At 64.1% G+C, this 16,088-nt stretch carries 13 protein-coding genes; 5 read left to right on the plus strand and 8 right to left on the minus strand.

The window, feature by feature from the left end; all coding sequences use genetic code 11:
* Positions 1 to 193 precede the first annotated feature (193 nt).
* Positions 194 to 1,738, plus strand: coding sequence for a sulfatase-like hydrolase/transferase (locus tag EWU68_RS12410; RefSeq protein WP_238692456.1), 1,545 nt, complete (start codon positions 194 to 196; stop codon positions 1,736 to 1,738).
* 130 nt (positions 1,739 to 1,868) lie between these two features.
* Positions 1,869 to 2,726, plus strand: a complete 858-nt coding sequence (locus EWU68_RS12415; protein WP_129316454.1) for a sugar phosphate isomerase/epimerase family protein — start codon at positions 1,869 to 1,871, stop codon at positions 2,724 to 2,726.
* On the opposite strand, the gene EWU68_RS12420 is transcribed toward EWU68_RS12415, so the two are convergent.
* Both EWU68_RS12420 and EWU68_RS12425 read right to left on the minus strand, forming a co-directional pair.
* The gene (locus EWU68_RS12420) at positions 2,720 to 3,913 is read right to left on the minus strand and encodes a Gfo/Idh/MocA family protein (RefSeq protein ID WP_129316455.1); all 1,194 of its coding nucleotides are present in this window, start codon (positions 3,911 to 3,913) and stop codon (positions 2,720 to 2,722) included. The genes EWU68_RS12415 and EWU68_RS12420 overlap by 7 nt on opposite strands.
* A gap of 13 nt (positions 3,914 to 3,926) precedes the next feature.
* On the minus strand, positions 3,927 to 5,498 hold the full coding sequence (locus EWU68_RS12425) for a glycoside-pentoside-hexuronide (GPH):cation symporter (protein ID WP_129316456.1): 1,572 nt from the start codon (positions 5,496 to 5,498) through the stop codon (positions 3,927 to 3,929).
* A gap of 223 nt (positions 5,499 to 5,721) precedes the next feature.
* Here EWU68_RS12425 and EWU68_RS12430 point away from each other — a divergent pair, with 223 nt between their 5' ends.
* Both EWU68_RS12430 and EWU68_RS12435 read left to right on the plus strand, forming a co-directional pair.
* Complete coding sequence (locus tag EWU68_RS12430; RefSeq protein WP_129316466.1) at positions 5,722 to 6,549, plus strand: sugar phosphate isomerase/epimerase family protein; 828 nt, start codon at positions 5,722 to 5,724, stop codon at positions 6,547 to 6,549.
* A complete protein-coding gene (locus EWU68_RS12435; protein ID WP_129316457.1) occupies positions 6,546 to 7,604 on the plus strand; it encodes a Gfo/Idh/MocA family protein in 1,059 nt (352 codons plus the stop codon). Before EWU68_RS12430 ends, EWU68_RS12435 begins: the two co-directional genes overlap by 4 nt.
* 109 nt (positions 7,605 to 7,713) lie before the next feature.
* Here EWU68_RS12435 and EWU68_RS12440 read toward each other — a convergent pair whose 3' ends face one another.
* Positions 7,714 to 8,211 (minus strand): ureidoglycolate lyase, encoded by a 498-nt coding sequence (locus tag EWU68_RS12440; protein ID WP_129316458.1) that lies wholly within the window; start codon positions 8,209 to 8,211, stop codon positions 7,714 to 7,716.
* 61 nt (positions 8,212 to 8,272) lie between these two features.
* Positions 8,273 to 8,938, minus strand: a complete 666-nt coding sequence (locus EWU68_RS12445; RefSeq protein WP_238692458.1) for a DUF2848 domain-containing protein — start codon at positions 8,936 to 8,938, stop codon at positions 8,273 to 8,275.
* A 145-nt stretch (positions 8,939 to 9,083) separates the two neighbouring features.
* On the opposite strand from EWU68_RS12445, the gene EWU68_RS12450 reads away from it, so the two are divergent.
* Complete coding sequence (locus EWU68_RS12450) at positions 9,084 to 10,421, plus strand: MFS transporter (RefSeq protein WP_129316460.1); 1,338 nt, start codon at positions 9,084 to 9,086, stop codon at positions 10,419 to 10,421.
* A 19-nt stretch (positions 10,422 to 10,440) separates the two neighbouring features.
* Here the strand turns inward: EWU68_RS12450 and EWU68_RS12455 are convergent, their stop codons facing one another.
* The 4 genes from EWU68_RS12455 to EWU68_RS12470 form a co-directional block, all read right to left on the minus strand.
* Positions 10,441 to 11,091, minus strand: coding sequence for a GntR family transcriptional regulator (locus EWU68_RS12455; protein ID WP_162421518.1), 651 nt, complete (start codon positions 11,089 to 11,091; stop codon positions 10,441 to 10,443).
* Positions 11,092 to 11,274: 183 nt separating this feature from the next.
* The gene (locus tag EWU68_RS12460) at positions 11,275 to 12,738 is read right to left on the minus strand and encodes an NCS2 family permease (protein WP_193554057.1); all 1,464 of its coding nucleotides are present in this window, start codon (positions 12,736 to 12,738) and stop codon (positions 11,275 to 11,277) included.
* Positions 12,739 to 12,904: 166 nt separating this feature from the next.
* Positions 12,905 to 14,227: a guanine deaminase gene (gene guaD, locus EWU68_RS12465; protein WP_129316463.1), complete on the minus strand. Its 1,323-nt coding sequence runs from the start codon at positions 14,225 to 14,227 to the stop codon at positions 12,905 to 12,907.
* 63 nt (positions 14,228 to 14,290) lie between these two features.
* Complete coding sequence (locus EWU68_RS12470) at positions 14,291 to 15,898, minus strand: nucleobase:cation symporter-2 family protein (protein WP_238692459.1); 1,608 nt, start codon at positions 15,896 to 15,898, stop codon at positions 14,291 to 14,293.
* Positions 15,899 to 16,088 lie beyond the last annotated feature (190 nt).

Genomic DNA, 16,088 nt, shown 5'->3' on the forward strand with positions numbered 1-16,088 from the left:
ACCGAACCCGGCCCGCCGCCCACACCCCGAACGCAACGGCAAGGCAACTTAAGGGGAATCGGGAGCTTGTGCCAAGGTCGTCCCACTTGGCGAGACGAAGGCACCGCATGCGGAGTTCCGTTCAAAATTCGCTAGGGTGGTCCACCGTGTGCCACCTCCGGGTGGCTAGGGCGAACTATGCCGAGGAGTGACTGTGCCCGCGAAGAATCCTAAGTCGAGCCGTGGATTCGGCTCTGCCCTGGGGACGACTGTCGTCTACGTCCTGATCTGGCTGGGACTTGCGCTGCTCAGCGCCGCCCTGTTCATCCGGTGGAACTGGGGCTCCGTCAGCGTTCGGCAGATGGCCATGAGCATCAAGGGCGTTGAACTGCAGAGCGGGTATCCCCGGGAGTGGCTGGGGATCGGGCTGATCATCGTGCTCCCCCTCCTCATTACCCTCCTCATCGTCCTGGCACACTGGGCCCGCAATCGTCGCAAAAGGCTCGGTGCCTGGGATCCTCGCCCGAAGAAGGGGCGCCGTGTCGTTCGCGGCGTCGCCTCGGGGCTGGTGCTGATCCTCGTGGTCACCGGCGCCTCACTCTTCTCGTCGAGCGTGAACCTGTCCGACTGGGTTCGTGCCACACGTTCGGACAAGGACATCGGCGATTACTACGCCGAGCCGCAGACGACCGACACGTCGAAGAAACGCAACATCGTCAACATCTACCTCGAGTCGGGCGAACAGACCCTCTCCGACGAAAGCCTCTTCGAGAAGAATCCGTACCCGCCCCTCGAGGACCGCACCCAGGACTGGCAGAAGATCGATGACTACCAGCAGTACGAGGGCGGTGGCTGGACCATGGCCGGAATCGTCTCCACACAGTGCGGGATTCCCCTGAAGGGAACGGACACCCCCTGGTACGGCGGCGGAAACACCGCTCCCCCTGACGACATCGACACGTACCTCAACGGGACCACGTGCATGGGCGACGTCTTCAAACAGCAGGGGTACAAGAACGTGTTCATGGGCGGCGCCGGTGCCGAATTCGCGAGCAAGGACACCTTCCTCCAGAACCACGGCTACGACGAAGTCAAGGATCTCAACGACTGGAAGAAGGCCGGGGAGCCGCAGAAGAACTTCCGCAAGGACTGGGGACTCAACGACGAAAGGCTCTTCGACCACGCCAAGGACGAGATCGACCAGTTGCACGCCGAATCGGAGCGAACTGGTCAGCCCTTCAACCTCTCCGCGCTCACCTTGGACAGTCACGAACCGGCGAAGGCGTACGACTACTGCAACGTGGACACGGACAGCAAGCTGACGTCCGTGTACCAGTGCTCCATGGACAAGGTCGGCGACTACCTGGACTACATGAAGGACAAGGGGTACCTGGACGACACCGCCGTGGTGATCCAGGGCGACCACCTCAAGCACATGAAGTCCAGCGACTCCTTCCACCAGCAACTCGACAAGAACAACAACCGCTCGATCTTCAACCGCGTCTGGGTCCCCGGCGAGGACAACCAACGTCGCCTGCGACCCGGTATCGATCAGTTGAACATGTATCCGACGATGCTCGAAGCGGCCGGCCTCGAGGTCAAGGACCACCAGGCCGGACTGGGCGTTTCGGCCTTCACCGACACGATTCCGGACGATTCGGCCCAATCCCTCGACCCCGACGACTACAAGGAGTTGCTCACCACGGACTCCAAGGACTTCTACACCAAGGCCTGGGCCGGGGAGCACGTCCGCAGCTGACCACCCCTCGACATCGCACTCTGCAACCGGCGGCAATCACGTGACCTGCACTACACCACGTCGGTAGATCTGAAACCGGATCCCGCATCTTCGCGGGCAAAGGCGACACAAGAGCAGACAAGGAGTCGAGATGACGACGCTGGGCGTGCAGATGATGATGCTCAAGGACCGAGTCTCCGAGGAAGGCATGTATCCGGTCCTGCAAAGGATCACCGACCTCGGGTACGACTCGGTCGAGGTTTCCCAGATCCCCATGGACGAGGCGAACACCCGGGCCCTCGAGCGCGGCGTCGTTGACCTCGGTCTGCGGGTGGGAGCCCTCTCCGTGGCCCTCAGAAAGACGCCGACGGCGACCGGTGATGCCCTCGACACCGACATGGACAAGGTCGTCTCGGACTGTTCGCGCCTCGGCGTCGAATTCGTCCGTATCGGCATGATGCCCTTCGACGCGATGGTGTCCAAGGAAGCCTGCGAGGCCTGGGGCCGCGACTGCGAGGCCGCAGCCCAGAAGCTCGCGGCCCACGGCATCACTCTCTGCTACCACAACCACCACGTGGACCTCGCGCAGTTCGACGGCGAGCGCATCTTCGACGTCGTTCGCCGGGTCGCGCCCACCGTCCGGTTCGAGGTGGATCTTCACTGGGTCCAGCGTGGTGGCATGAACCCGATCGACATGCTTCGCGAGTATTCGGGCGTCTGCAAGCTCATCCACGTCAAGGACTACCGAGTGGTGCCGTTGCCGGCGGCGGACATGGCATTGCTGGAGGACAAGTCGCCGGAGTCGCACGCAGAGTTCATGCGCAGGTTCGCGCTCTTGCCTCAGTTCGCGGAGGTGGGGGCCGGGAACATGAATTGGCCGGAGATTCTTCCGGTGGCGCTCGAGGCGGGTGCCGAGCACTTCTTCGTGGAACAGGATGAGCTCTACGGGCGCGATCCGTTCGACTGTCTCGCGGATTCGAGGGCCTACTTGAGGTCGATCGGTTACTGAACCGTTCCGGTACGCTGCGGGTACTCGCCCTCCTCGAGGATGCGGTCGTTGAGCATGGACAAGTGCTCCGCGGCGTCGAAGTCCAGGGGGACTTCCTCGTTCTTCCAGGCGGAGAGGTGGATCGCGTTGGCGAGCCTGACGCCGTTGATGCCGTCCGAACCGGGGGCGAGCAACGGTGTTCCGTCCAGGAGATGGAGGGCGAAGTTCTCCAGGACGCCGGTGTGTTGTTCGCCCCAGACCGAGTCGAATTCGATGTCTTCCTCCTCGTAGAACTCGTGGGGATCGAGCTGGCCCTGGAAGAGACCGCGCACGCCGTCCATGCCCAGGTCCTGGGAAATCCGTTGCTCATCCTCGCGGAGGCGGAAGACGTGAGCCTTCTTGGAGCCGTCCACCACGATCTTGCCCTTGTCCCCCAGTATTTCCAGGCGGTCGGTTCCGACGAGATCATGGGTCGCGGTGATGAAGACTCCGGTTGCCCCGTTGCCGTAGTCCAGGAGGGCAGTGACCTCGTCCTCCACGGGGATATTCCTCTTGTAACCGAAGGCGGCTTTGGCGAAGACCGTGCGGGGCACTCCGCACAGCCATTGGATCAGGTCGAGCTGGTGCGGCGCCTGGTTCACGAGCACGCCGCCGCCCTCGCCTCCCCAGGTCGCTCGCCAGGCCGACTGGTCGTAGTAGCCCTGGGGCCTCCACCACGTGGTGATGATCCAGTTGGTGCGCCGCAAGGCCCCGATGTCTCCCGCGTCGATGATCTCCTTGATCCTGCGATACAGGGGGTTGTTGCGCTGGTTGAACATGATGGCGAAGGGGACGTCCGGGGTTTCCGCGGCGACGCGGTTGAGCTCGGCCACCTGTTGCGTGTAGACGCCAGCGGGTTTCTCGACCAGGACGGGTGTTCCGTGTCGCAGGGCGCGAATTCCCATGTCCGGGTGCAGGTAGTGCGGCACGCACGTGACGACGGCGTCGACCGTGCCGGATTCCAACAGGTCGGAATAGTCCTCGAAGGTCGTGACCCCGGGGTGGTCCTGTTCGGCCTGGGCCCTGCGGGCAGGATCGGTGTCGCAGACGGCCCCGATGCTCATGTGGGGCACGCGCCCTTCGGCAATGAACCCGGCGTAGGTCGTGCCCTGGGCACCGTAGCCCACGATGCCCAATCGGATGGTCTGGTCTGTGGTCACTGTGTTCATGGTTGTCCTTTGTCTACTTCTCGTTCTCGGAGGCTGACTGCTCGGGTGCGACGGCACGTCCGTCGACCATGGCGAGCTTTTGTTGCTTGCGGGTCTCGTTCTCTTCCACGATTCGGCTGAACAGGGAGTCGGTCAACGGGTAGCGCAGCATCACGAAGAACGCGATGAGGCACAGTGCGGCCGGGAGAATTCCTGCGGTCAGCCTGATGCCCATGACAGCGTGGTCGGATTGGACCGCTGCTCCCCCGACGTAGCCGGTCAGGCCGATGAGTCCCGCCGCGGCCGCGCCGCCGAAGGCCTGGCCCAGTTTGCGGACGAAGGAAAAGACCGCGTAGGTGGTGCCTTCCGTGCGGCGTGCCGTCTTCCATTCGCCGTACTCGACCGTGTCCGCCTCCATCGCCCACATGAGGGTGTTGAGCAGGCCGATTCCCAGGCCCAGGAAGAAGAACGCGACGCAGGCGAGCCACGGCATGGACGGTGGGCACAGGAACACGATCAGGCCGCCGATCATGAAGGAGACCGCCCCGGAGAGGTAGACGAAACGCTTGCCGAATCGTGCCACGGCTCGTCCGATGAACGGGGCGGCAACGAAGATCGACGCCGTCTGGATGATCGTCAGGATCGAGAAGAGTCCGGCATTGCCCATGACGTCGCGGGCGAAGTAGATGCTCATCGTCTGGAGACAGACGTGCGAGGTGAGAACCACGACCGACCCGACGGAGAGCCAGATCAGTGCCTTGTTCTTGGCCAGCACGGACACGGCCTGTTTCAGACCGATCTGATCGTCCGCGGGGCGGGTCACGCGCTCCTTGGCGGTCAGGAAGGTGAAGACGTAGAGGGCGACGCCGAGAACCACGAAGATCGCGGTGATCGTGGTCAACGACCCCTGGAGGCCCGTGGTCGCATCGTGTGCCGCGGCCGCCTTGGCCGCGGAGAGCTGAGCGTCGGTGGCCCGATCCTCACCACCGAGGGCCGCGACCTTCTCCTTGTAGAGATTCTCGGAGCTGAATCGTTCCACGAGCGGCGAGACCACCACCGCGATCAGCATCACGGCGACCTGGGAGCCCACGGTGCGGAACGTCGCGAGTTTTGCGCGCTCGACAGGGACCTGCGTCATCGCCGAGGCGAGCGACCCGTACGGAATGTTGACCATCGAATAGAACATCATCATCACGCCGTAGGACAGGTATGCCCAGAACAGTTTCATCGTGAGACTGTCCACCTCCGGCAGGGTGAAGACCCAGACCGAGCACAGCATGAGAGGCAGGCACGACCACAGGATCCAGGGCCGGAATTTGCCCCATCTGCTGGTCGTCTTGTCGACCCACCGGCCGACGATGACGTCTCCGATACCGTCCCAGATCCGAACGATCAGAAAGATGGGTGCGGCGTAACCGGCCGGAATCCCGACGACGTCGGTGTAGTACAGCAGGAGGAACGTGCTGACCATGTTGAACGCGAGGTTGTTGCCCGCATCCCCCGCGGCATAGCCCAGGAAGGATCGTAGGGGCAGTTTGCTCGTCGCACCCTTCGAGGGCGCCGTGCCCTGTTGCTCGTCGGTTTGGGTGGCTGCTGCATGTGACATCGTCGTCGCCCTTCACTCTCACAGCGTGGCGCAAACCACACTGTGCGGTTGCTTTTCTACATCCTGGGGTCGTCGCTCCGACCGGACCAGCGGTTGCCGTCAGTTGCAGTACCTCCACCATGAACGCACTGGTGATTCCGGCAACAAGTGGCAACCCGTTGCCGTGGGCGGCGTCGTCCGCCAGGCTGGTCCGAAGGTCACCGACTTCGACGAGGAGCAGAGCATGTGGACGCTGTCCGGTTTTACCGACGAGATCTCCCCCGACATGGAACGGCAGTGCTCCCACGCACGGTCACTGGGGCTGGGTCACATCGAATTCCGCAGCGCCTGGGACACCAACGTCCTCGATCTGGACGACCAACAGCTCGAGCAGGCCGCTGAGATCCTGGATCGCTACGACCTCAAGGTGTCGAGCATCGGTTCACCCATCGGAAAGATCGGGCTTCGGGATCCCATTGATGCGCACCTCGAGCGAGCCCAGCATGCGGTCGACGTCGCCCGGGTTCTCGGGGCACCCTACGTGCGCGTCTTCTCCTTCTTCGTTCCCGAGGGCGTGGACCCGGATGACTGCAGAACCGAAGTGATCGACCGGATGCGCGCTCTGGCCGACGTGGCCGAAGAGGGCGGGGTGACCTTCCTCCACGAGAACGAGAAGAAGATCTACGGCGACATTCCCCGCAGATGCGCGGACCTGCTGGCCGGCGTCGACTCGCCACGACTCAGGGCGGCCTGGGATTCGGCCAATTTCGTCCAGTGTGGGGTGCGCCCCTTCACCGAGGGCTACGCCGCGATACGGCCCTACCTCGAATACGTCCAGGTCAAGGACGCCCACCTGTCCGATGGCGAGGTCGTGGTCACGGGCGAGGGCGACGGCGAGCTGCGCGAAACCATCGACGCCCTCGTCGACGACGGCTTCGACGGGTTCTTCTCCCTGGAACCGCACCTCTCCGCCGCCCACGAACTCGGCGGATTCTCCGGCCCGGAGCTATTCACCGAAGCCCACACCGCCTTCACGGGGCTGCTCCGGGAGAAAGGCATCAGGTACCAATGAGTCTGCGCGCCGTGATCGTCGGCTACGGGTCGGTCAGCGCCGTTCACGCCGAGGCCCTCCGGTCCTTGCCCGACGCCGATGTGGTCGGCGTGTGCGACGTCGACCCGGAGCGCCGCGACGCCGCGCAGCGCGAACTGGCAGTTCCGACCGCATCGACCGTTGAGGATGCGATACGTCGGTTCGCGCCCGACGTCGTCCATGTGACCACCCCGCACCATGAGCACGAAGGCGTGATCCTGACAGCCCTTGCGGCCGGTTGCGACGTCCTGACCGAAAAACCGATCAGCTCGGATCTGAGCAGCGCCGACCGTATCGTGGCCGCGGCCGAGAGCGCACAGGGCCGGAACGGGCGTTCACCTCGCGTGGGCGTGTGCTTCCAGAACAGGTACAACCTCTCGGCCCAGGCCATGAAGGAGACGGTCGACTCCCGCCGATTCGGGGCACCACTCGGTGCAGTTGCCACCGTCGCGTGGCACCGCCCGCCCGAGTACTACACCTCGAAACCGTGGCGCGGTGCGTGGTCCACGAGCGGCGGAGGCCTGCTGATCAACCAGGCCATTCACACCGTGGACCTCCTCCAGTGGATCATGGGCCCCGTGGTCGAGGTTCGGGGACGTGTGGGCACCGACGCTCTGGGTGACGTCATCGAGGTCGAGGACACCGCGGCCCTCACTCTCGTTCACGAATCGGGGATCCGCAGTGTCCTCATGGCGACCAATGCGGCCCCGACCAATCTCCCGGTGACCATGGACATCGCCATGGAGCACGGAAACATGCGGTCGGGAACGGAATTGCTGATTACCGGTGACGGCGCGCCCGACCAAGTGATCAAGGAGCGGCTCCCCTCGGATCGGGCCAAAGTCTATTGGGGCGCTTCCCACGGCGAGCTCATCAAGGACTTCTACGGCGGATTCGGTTCCGGAAAGCCCTTCTGGATCGATCCCGGTGAGGCGCTCCACGCGCTGCGCATTGTCAAAGCCGCCTACGACGGCGCCGGTGGATTCCCCCACAGGGCCGCTCGAGACTTGGACCTGGGCAATCCCTATTTGAGGTGACTCCACTCGGCAGGCCGCACGGGAACCCATGTCGAAGTTCGCGTACACGTCCCGCATCGGCGGGGCGCATCGAGCACCGATTACTGCCGAACGGCGACGGCTTGCCTGCTCAGGTCGAATCATCCGACGAGGAACAACGTCCGTACACCGTTTCTGTCGGCTCGACGCCGTGGCTGAGTGAATCGGCCAAGTCTTGTGTCGTGCTTGCTCGACTGACCATGAGACAGAGTGCTTTGCCGGAGACGGACGTGGTGGTGTGCAGGCATCCTCGGTTCATGACGATCCCTTGACCGGGCTGGATGAGGAAGGATTCGACGGCACCGTCCCGATGATCGGGCCGGCGGACGTGCTGGACCACGGAACCCGAAATCGGAATGAGTGCCTGCTCGGTGAGAAGGTGCGATTCCAGTGTCTCGGGTATTTCGGTGCGGTCGTACGTGACCCAGAGAATGTCGACCTCCCCGTCGTCGCCCGGGTCAAAGTGCGCGGCACGGTAGAAACTGCTCGACACCGAATGGAACGCCGGGGCCGAATCGTCAACCTGGAGCGTACTGTCCAGGACTTTTCCGTACGGGGCAAAGGCATCCGCAGCAAGATGGTGGATCATCGGTTCTCCTGAACGAGTAATTGCGGACGGTCGTCAGTCCGTGGTGTTCGTCGTGGGGTCCTCAGCCGATCGGCTCGGGCATCTTCTCCACGGTGTACGACAGCTCGATCGTCTCGTCGTTGGTCGGATCGGTCAGGCGGACCCGCCACCCGGGCGCGAATTGGTCGACGTCCGGGGCCATGGGAATCGTCCCCGAAATCAGCACGGTTCCGGGCCGGGCGTATCCCTGGTCCTTCAGCTCGCGAATCCAGTGAGCCGGTGGCAGCAGGTCCCCCAGCGTGCCGTCCTGAATACGCGATTCGGACCCGCGGGAGTCGGTGACCCAGGCTTCGATCCGGATATCGTCCACGTGGTCCTCGACGTCGTCGAGCCGCCATGCCTTCTTCGCCAGAACATCCGGTGAGGCGTTCTTGCTCCAGGCCACGCCGTAGGTTTCGAGATCACGGTCCGTCTGGTCGCACGCGGCCGTGAGGAGGACGCCGTCGTCCGTGAAAACAATCGCCCACTCGGCTTCCCCGGACGACTTCTCATTCTGGACTGCAACCGAATCCGCTTGCTGCGCCAGGTACGGCGACACGGGGTACAGCGCGGGAACCTGACTCGGTCCCGGGACGCCGAGCTCGGCCAATTCGTCGATGTGGGCCCGCACCGAGGCCTGGTCCCGGCCGGCGTACCCTGCATTGAAGAGCCGGGTGACCGCGACGTCGACGGTCGATCCATCGATCAATTCGAACCTCAACACTTGTGCCCTGCTTTCATCTCGCCTTGTCCTCGACCGGTCGGACGGGGTTGTCTCATTGTATACAACGCGTATAACGTTAACGCAATCACAGCGTGTGGCCGGTCACACGCCCACGGCATGAAAGGCAGTCATGACCTCCACCCCCACGGCCCGTCCTCCCGTAGCCAGAAAGGACCTGCTCAAAGCGTTCACCGCGAGCCTCAGCGGCACGACGCTCGAGTGGTATGACTTCGCGATCTATTCGGCCGCCGCCGCGATCGTTCTTCCGAGCCTGTTCTTCCCCTCCGGGGACCCGATGGTCGGCGTGCTGCTTGCGTTCTCGACCTACGCCGTCGGGTACGTGTCCCGTCCGCTGGGCGGCGTGGTCTTCGGCCGGCTCGGTGACAAGATCGGACGCAAGAAGGTGCTGGTGTGGACCCTCTTCCTGATCGGCGTCTCGACGTTCCTCATCGGTGTTCTGCCCACCTACCAGAGCATCTCGGTTGCCGCTCCCCTCATCCTGGTGCTCCTGAGATTCGCGCAGGGAGTCGGCGTCGGTGGCGAATGGGGCGGAGCCGTGCTGCTCTCCAGCGAGTACGGCAACCCTCATTACCGGGGCTTCTGGTCCTCGGCCGCGCAAATAGGCCCACCCGCGGGAAACCTCCTGGCGAACGGGGTCTTCGCGGGTCTCAGCCTGGCCCTCCCCGAAGACTCCTTCTTCGCGTGGGGATGGCGCGTCGCTTTCCTGCTCTCCGCCGTGCTCGTCCTGTTCGGGCTGTGGATCAGGCTCAAACTCGAGGACACTCCCGTCTTCAAGGCCGTCGAGAAGACCGGGCAGAGGGCGGAGAAACCCATCTCCGAGCTCTGGACCGAAGAACGCCGCCCGCTGATCTCGGCGGTGCTCTCCCGGATCGGCCCCGATGTCACCTACGCCCTCTTCACGGTGTTCACGCTGACCTACGGGACGATGATCCTGGGCCTCGACAGGGCCACGGTCTTGGGAGCCGTGATGTTCGGCTCGGCCTTCCAGCTGGTGTGCATCCCCCTGGCGGGGTTCGTCTCCGACCTCATCAACCGGCGTCTGCTGTACGGGATTGCTACCCTCGGCACCGTGGTGTGGACCTTCGTCTTCTTCGCGAACCTCGATGCCGGTGGCGCAGCCTGGATGTACATCGGGATTCCGATCGGTCTGTTCTTCCACTCGCTCATGTACGGCCCCCAGGCGGCCTTCGTGGTCGAACAGTTCTCCCCACGGCTGCGGTACACCGGCGCGTCGCTCGCGTACACCATCGCCGGGGTTCTCGGCGGTGCCCTGGCGCCGATGATGTTCACCCTGCTGCTCGACGTTTCGGGCTCGTGGGTCTGGGTGGCCGCCTACCTCGCCGGAACCTGCGTGCTCACCCTGATCGGGCTCGCCATCGGACGGGACAACGACGTCCAGGAGGACCTCGACCACCTGGACACGGCCCGGCCCGGGGCCGCCGTGTGACGGGCAGTTCGCGGCCGGTTCACCGCACGTCGTCGAGCAGGAGGCATTGGGTCCGCTCGATGTGGTGCCGGATCGCGGCCTCCGCAGCGTCCGCGTCTCCCGCCTTCAGCGCGTCCAGGATGCGGGTGTGTTCCTCGAGCACCTCGGCCGGACGCCGGGGACTGGTCCATGTCGCGGAAATGCCGAATCGAACGTGCATCACGCGCAGGCGGGTGTAGAAGTCCGACATGACCCGGTTTCCGGGGGCATCGACCATGGCGGCGTGGAACTTCTGATCGATCGAGATGAAGTCCGGGAGCGTCTCTGGCGAGACAACCAGTCTGGCCTGCTCTTCGAGAAGGTCGCTCATGATCCGCACGGGGGCCCGCCCCGACGCAAGAATCTGCCTCGCCGCCTCGAGCTCGATGAGAGTCCGCATTTCCATGGTTTCGCGGATCGACCGGTCGTCGCTGGGCCTCACATAGGCGCCGCGGTGGGTGATGAGTTCGACCAATCCGTCCGAGGCCAACATGATGAGCGCTTCCCGGATCGGCGTGCGGGACAGACCGAATCTCTCCACGAGGTCCACTTCGTTGAGGAAGGTCCCCTGCACGGAAGGGTCGGTCAGCACCAGGTCGCGCAGTCGATCATAGGCATTCTGCCGCGCCGTGAGCCCCGTTGTCCTCTGCATATTCCACAACCCTACCTTTCCGCGCGAGCAGGATCGGCCTTGTCCCGATGCGCTGTGTTCGACAGGGATCATTCGGCCGGCCGGGACTCGGACCCGGACCCGCGTCGCGACCATCCTGCGGACAGACTGATCCGGGGCGCAGAACCCTGCACCCCGGATCAATCAGATGCCACGAAGGAGACGTCAGCCCCCCAGCATGGCCGTGATGCCGTCGCGAGTGAAGTACAGCAGGAAGCCCGCGGAGACCACCCACATCAGCCAGTGGACTCGCTTGCCTCGGCCGGTCAGCACGTGGATCAGCGCCCAGGAGATGAAACCGACGCCGATTCCGTTCGCGATCGAGTAGGTCAGCGGCATCGAGACGATCGTGAGGAACACGGGCAACGAGACGCGGAAATCCTTCATCTCAATGTCCTGGATCTGGATGACCATCATGGCCCCGACGATCACGAGCGCTGCGGCGCCCGCTTCCATCGGAATGACTTCGATCAGGGGCGTGAAGAACATCGATACCAGGAAGAGTCCACCGCTGACACAAGCGGCCAGCCCCGTTCGGGCGCCCTCCGCGACGCCGGCGGCTGAATCCACGAACACGGTGTTCGAGGAGGCTGATGCTGCACCACCACCGATGGCACCGATGCCCTCGACGATGAACGCCTGACGGATCCGCGGGAAGGTTCCGTCCGGCCTGGACAGGCCGGCGTTGCCCGCGAGTCCCGTCATGGTTCCCATCGCGTCGAAGAAGTTGGTGAACAGCAGGGTGAACACGAGCATGACCACGGACAGCATGCCGACCCTCTGGATCGAGCCGAACAGATCGAATTGGCCGACCAAACCGAAATCCGGCAGCGCGACGATGTGGCTGGGCAGCTCGGGCGCGCTCAGGTTCCAACCCTGCGGGTCCGGATTCTTCGGATCCCCGACGGTCCCCAGGTGGGCGATCGCCTGAACGATGATGGATACGACGGTCGCGACGACCATGCCGATCAGGATTCCGCCCGGGACGCGGCGCACCACGAGCACGCCGATCAGCAACAGGGCGAAGACGAAGATGATGGTCGGAAGCGCGGTGATCGATCCGCCCTGGCCCAGCTGCACGGGCGGGCCGTCCGGTGTTCTGGTCACGAATCCGGAGTTCACGAATCCGATGAAGGCGATGAACAATCCGATGCCGACCGTGATCGCTGTTTTCAACGGTGCCGGGACTGCGTGGAAAATCGCGGTCCGCACCCCGGTGGCCCCGAGGAACACGATGATCACACCGTTGATGATAACGAGTCCCATGGCCTCGGGCCAGGTCACGTCGTGCACAACCGAGACGGCCAGGAAGCTGTTCATGCCCAGTCCGGCCGCGAGAGAGAACGGGAGTCGGGCCACGAGACCGAAGAGCACCGTAATGCTGCCGGCGACCAGGCCGGTCACCGCGGTGAGCTGGCCGAAGTCGAGACCGTTGCCTTCGACGTCCGTGGCGGCGCCGAGAATCTGCGGGTTGAGGACGACGATGTACGCCATCGCCACGAATGCGACGAGACCGCCGCGCAACTCCTGTTTGACCGTGGAGCCGCGTGCGGTGATTTCGAAAAAGCGGTCCAGGGCGGAGCGTTTGTCCGTGGATTGTTGTTCGGTTCTGACATTGGTTGCAGCCATGGGGTGCCTCTGTTTCCCTGCCATTCCGGGACATCGGAACGGAGATTGTTTCTGGGGACTGGCGAATAGGATTTCTTGCCCTTGCGGAGCGCCTCTCACCGTGCGGCGTCGGGCTCCGAGCGTGTGATGGTCAAAAGCAGGTCGGCAGGTGTCGACGGGGTCCCCGTCACCTGACCTTCGCCCCAGCGACGTAAACGCTGTGGACGGCCCGGTCGTCGCCGAGAAGCATCATCGCGAAGAGCAGTTCCTCGGTGGTCTGTGCGTAGTCGGTCCTCTGGCGCAGCACGGGCGTGGATTCCGGGTCGAGCACGACGACGTCGGCCTCCTTGCCCGGTTCGAGACTGCCGACGGCGTGATCCGTCCCCAGAGCCTCGGCTCCGTCCAGGGTCGCCAGGCGGAGAGCTTCGAAGGATTCGAGGGGTTCGCCGACGGAACGACTGACCTTGTAGGCCTCGTTCAGCGAGGCCAACGGAGACAGGCTCGTTCCCGCTCCGACGTCGGACCCCAGCCCGATTCTGAGCCCCGGGGCCCGCCGGTTCTCCTTGAGCCGGAAAAGCCCCGACCCGAGGAAAAGATTCGACGTCGGGCAGTGTGCGAGGGATGCCTGGGCCGCGCCCAGACGGTCGAGTTCGCTCTCCGACACGTGAGTCGCGTGCCCGAAGACTGATCGTTTCCTGACCAGACCAAATCGCTCGTACACGGCGGTGTAGTCGGACTCGTCCGGAAACAGCTCCCCGACCCATTCGCATTCCGAGGGGTTCTCGGACAGGTGGGTCTGGATCGGTATGTCGGGATGTTCCTCCGCGATCCGGCCGAGGAGTTCCAGCTGGCGGGAGGACGACGTCGGGGCAAATCGCGGCGTCAGGGCGTATTCGAGCCGGTCCACCCCATGCCATTCCTCCAGGAGCTCGAGGCTCTGCTCATAGGCTTGCTCCGGGGTGTCGAGCAGGTAGTCGGGAGCGTTGCGGTCCATGCAGACCTTGCCCGTCATGATCCGCAAGCTTTTCGACCTGGCCGCGCGGAAGAGCGCTCGCGCCGATTCCGGATGCACCGTGGCGTAGACACAGGCGGAAGTCACCCCGTGTGCCACGAGCTGGTCGGTGAAGAAGTTCGCCATGGCCGCGCAGTGCGACCGATCGGCGAAGAGACCTTCGGCGGGGAACGTGTAGTTCTTCAGCCACTCCAACAGCTGCAGCCCGGGGGACGCGATCATCGTCATCTGCGAGTAGTGGGCGTGACAGTCCACAAAACCCGGTACGACCAGGCGGTCCCCGTGGGCCTCGACCGACGCCGAAGGGTACTTGTCGAGGACCTCACCGGCGGGGCCGACGGCGAGAATGCGGTCGCCCTGCACGGCAATTCCGCCGTGCTCGAGGTCGATCGTCCGCCCCCGGTCCCGTGTCGGGCTCACGACGTGGCCGGTGATGATGCGGATGGGTGCGGCCGCGGCGTCGTCCGCGAGGCCCTCATCCCATTCGATGATGTTCATCGTTTCCTTCCTCCATTCACTGTGATGCGTGTGCGATTGATGTCCTGTGCGAGGTGACCGCGATCAATTGCCGGTGCGGTCGGCCGGAGTTTTCTTGGTCCCGTCCAGAATGAGCCGGATCTCGCTCGTGTCGGTGACTTCCCCGGAGTCGATGGCTTGCCGGATCTCTTCGGTTCTCGAGTCCGGCACGGTCGGAACCTCTTCCCCATCGCGATCGAGGAGCTTTCCGTCCGTCACCACGTCACCTTCCTGCAGCTTCTGGAGATCCGAGGACGTCATGTACCGGACAGGCCGCGCCGCGAAGACGGACGCACCCTTCGGGTTGCCGAGGTGCAACTCGTTGAACACGAGATTCAGGAGAACCGCCATGAACGCCGTCGAAGAGATCCCCGAAGTGAAGATGGTCTGGAACCAGGACGGGAAGCCCTCGTAGATATCGGGCTGAACCACGGGGACCATGCCGAAGGCCAAGGACACGGACACGATCACGAGGTTCATGTTGCCCTCGAAGGGGACTGATTTCAGGGTGCGGATCCCCGATCCGGCCACGGTCCCGAACAGGACCATGCCCGCCCCGCCCAGCACCGGCATCGGGATCGCGGCGACCACCTGGCCCAGGATGGGCAAGAGTCCCATGATCACCAGGATCACGCCGCCGGTTGCGACGACGAAGCGGCTGCGCACGCCTGTCAAAGCGATCAGCCCAATGTTCTGGGAGAACGCGGTCTGGGTGAACGACCCGAACACGGGTGCCACGGCGGAGGAGAGCATGTCCGCGCGCAAGCCGCGGGAGATGCGGCGTCGTCCTACGCGGCTACCGACCACTTCCCCGACGGCGAGCAGATTCGCCACGGATTCCGTCATCGCCACGAGGATCACGATCACCATGGAAATGATCGCTGCGGGGTCGAAAGTCGGCCACCCGAAACCGAAGAATTCGGGCAGGGCCGCCCAGGCGCCGTCGCCCACCTCGGAGAAGTCCGTGAGCCCCATGAAGATGCCGACGATGGTGCCGAGCACGAGCCCCAACAAGATCGACAGCCGTGACAGTGCCGCGGAACCGATCTTGCTGAAGAACAGCGTGACCGCGAGCGTCACGAAGGCCAGGATGACGTGGGGCATCGACCCGTAGTCGCCGGACTCCGAGTCACCACCCATGGCCCAGTCGGAGGCGACGGGAACCAGGCTCAACCCGATGCCCGCGATGACCGTTCCGGTCACGACGGGTGGGAGAAACCGAACCACGGACGCGAAGAACGGTGCAATCAGCAGGCCGATGATGCTCGCGACGATCACGGCGCCCAACACGGTGGTGATGTCGCTGCCGGGTGTGGCCAGAATGGCCAGCATCGTGGCGACGCCGCCGAAGGTGACGCCCTGGACCACGGGGAGCTTGGCACCGAGGAACGGGACGCCCACGCTCTGCAGGATCGTCGCCAGTCCCCCGACGAACAGGCTCGCGGTGACCATGATGGCCGAACGCCCTGGTGAGAGATGCATGGCGTTCGCGACCACCAGCGGTACCGCGATGATGCCCCCGTACATCGTCAGGACGTGTTGGAAACCGAAGGTGATCAGTTTGCCTACTGGTAGCCACGCGTCTTCCGGCCTGTCGGAAGACGCGGGTATCGAGGATCTGCCGCCGGACCGTGGGATCTTCTGGCTGCTCATCATGTGGGAACCTTCCCGAACGCGGAGGCGAGAGTGGCTCGATGCCCGCCCGGGTTCCATGGAAACTGATCGGTAATTTCATGATGCGGTATTTGCAGTCCGCATTGTGGAGACCAGTGTAGCCTGAGTCACGTAGATTTTGACAAGGCCGTTCGAATAAGTGCGCAGGTCGGCGTGTTGCGGGCGGGGG

Origin of the sequence: Rothia koreensis, assembly GCF_004136575.1 — a bacterium.
GTDB lineage: Bacteria > Actinomycetota > Actinomycetes > Actinomycetales > Micrococcaceae > Rothia > Rothia koreensis.

Coding starts and splice junctions, on each gene's coding strand:
- guaD (WP_129316463.1), bottom strand. CDS start 14,227: ATGAACATCATCGAATGGGATGAGGGCCTCGCGGACGACGCCGCGGCC.
- EWU68_RS12430 (WP_129316466.1), top strand. CDS start 5,722: ATGTGGACGCTGTCCGGTTTTACCGACGAGATCTCCCCCGACATGGAA.
- EWU68_RS12415 (WP_129316454.1), top strand. CDS start 1,869: ATGACGACGCTGGGCGTGCAGATGATGATGCTCAAGGACCGAGTCTCC.
- EWU68_RS12420 (WP_129316455.1), bottom strand. CDS start 3,913: ATGAACACAGTGACCACAGACCAGACCATCCGATTGGGCATCGTGGGC.
- EWU68_RS12425 (WP_129316456.1), bottom strand. CDS start 5,498: ATGTCACATGCAGCAGCCACCCAAACCGACGAGCAACAGGGCACGGCG.
- EWU68_RS12440 (WP_129316458.1), bottom strand. CDS start 8,211: ATGATCCACCATCTTGCTGCGGATGCCTTTGCCCCGTACGGAAAAGTC.
- EWU68_RS12450 (WP_129316460.1), top strand. CDS start 9,084: ATGACCTCCACCCCCACGGCCCGTCCTCCCGTAGCCAGAAAGGACCTG.
- EWU68_RS12435 (WP_129316457.1), top strand. CDS start 6,546: ATGAGTCTGCGCGCCGTGATCGTCGGCTACGGGTCGGTCAGCGCCGTT.
- EWU68_RS12470 (WP_238692459.1), bottom strand. CDS start 15,898: ATGAGCAGCCAGAAGATCCCACGGTCCGGCGGCAGATCCTCGATACCC.
- EWU68_RS12460 (WP_193554057.1), bottom strand. CDS start 12,738: ATGGCTGCAACCAATGTCAGAACCGAACAACAATCCACGGACAAACGC.
- EWU68_RS12455 (WP_162421518.1), bottom strand. CDS start 11,091: ATGCAGAGGACAACGGGGCTCACGGCGCGGCAGAATGCCTATGATCGA.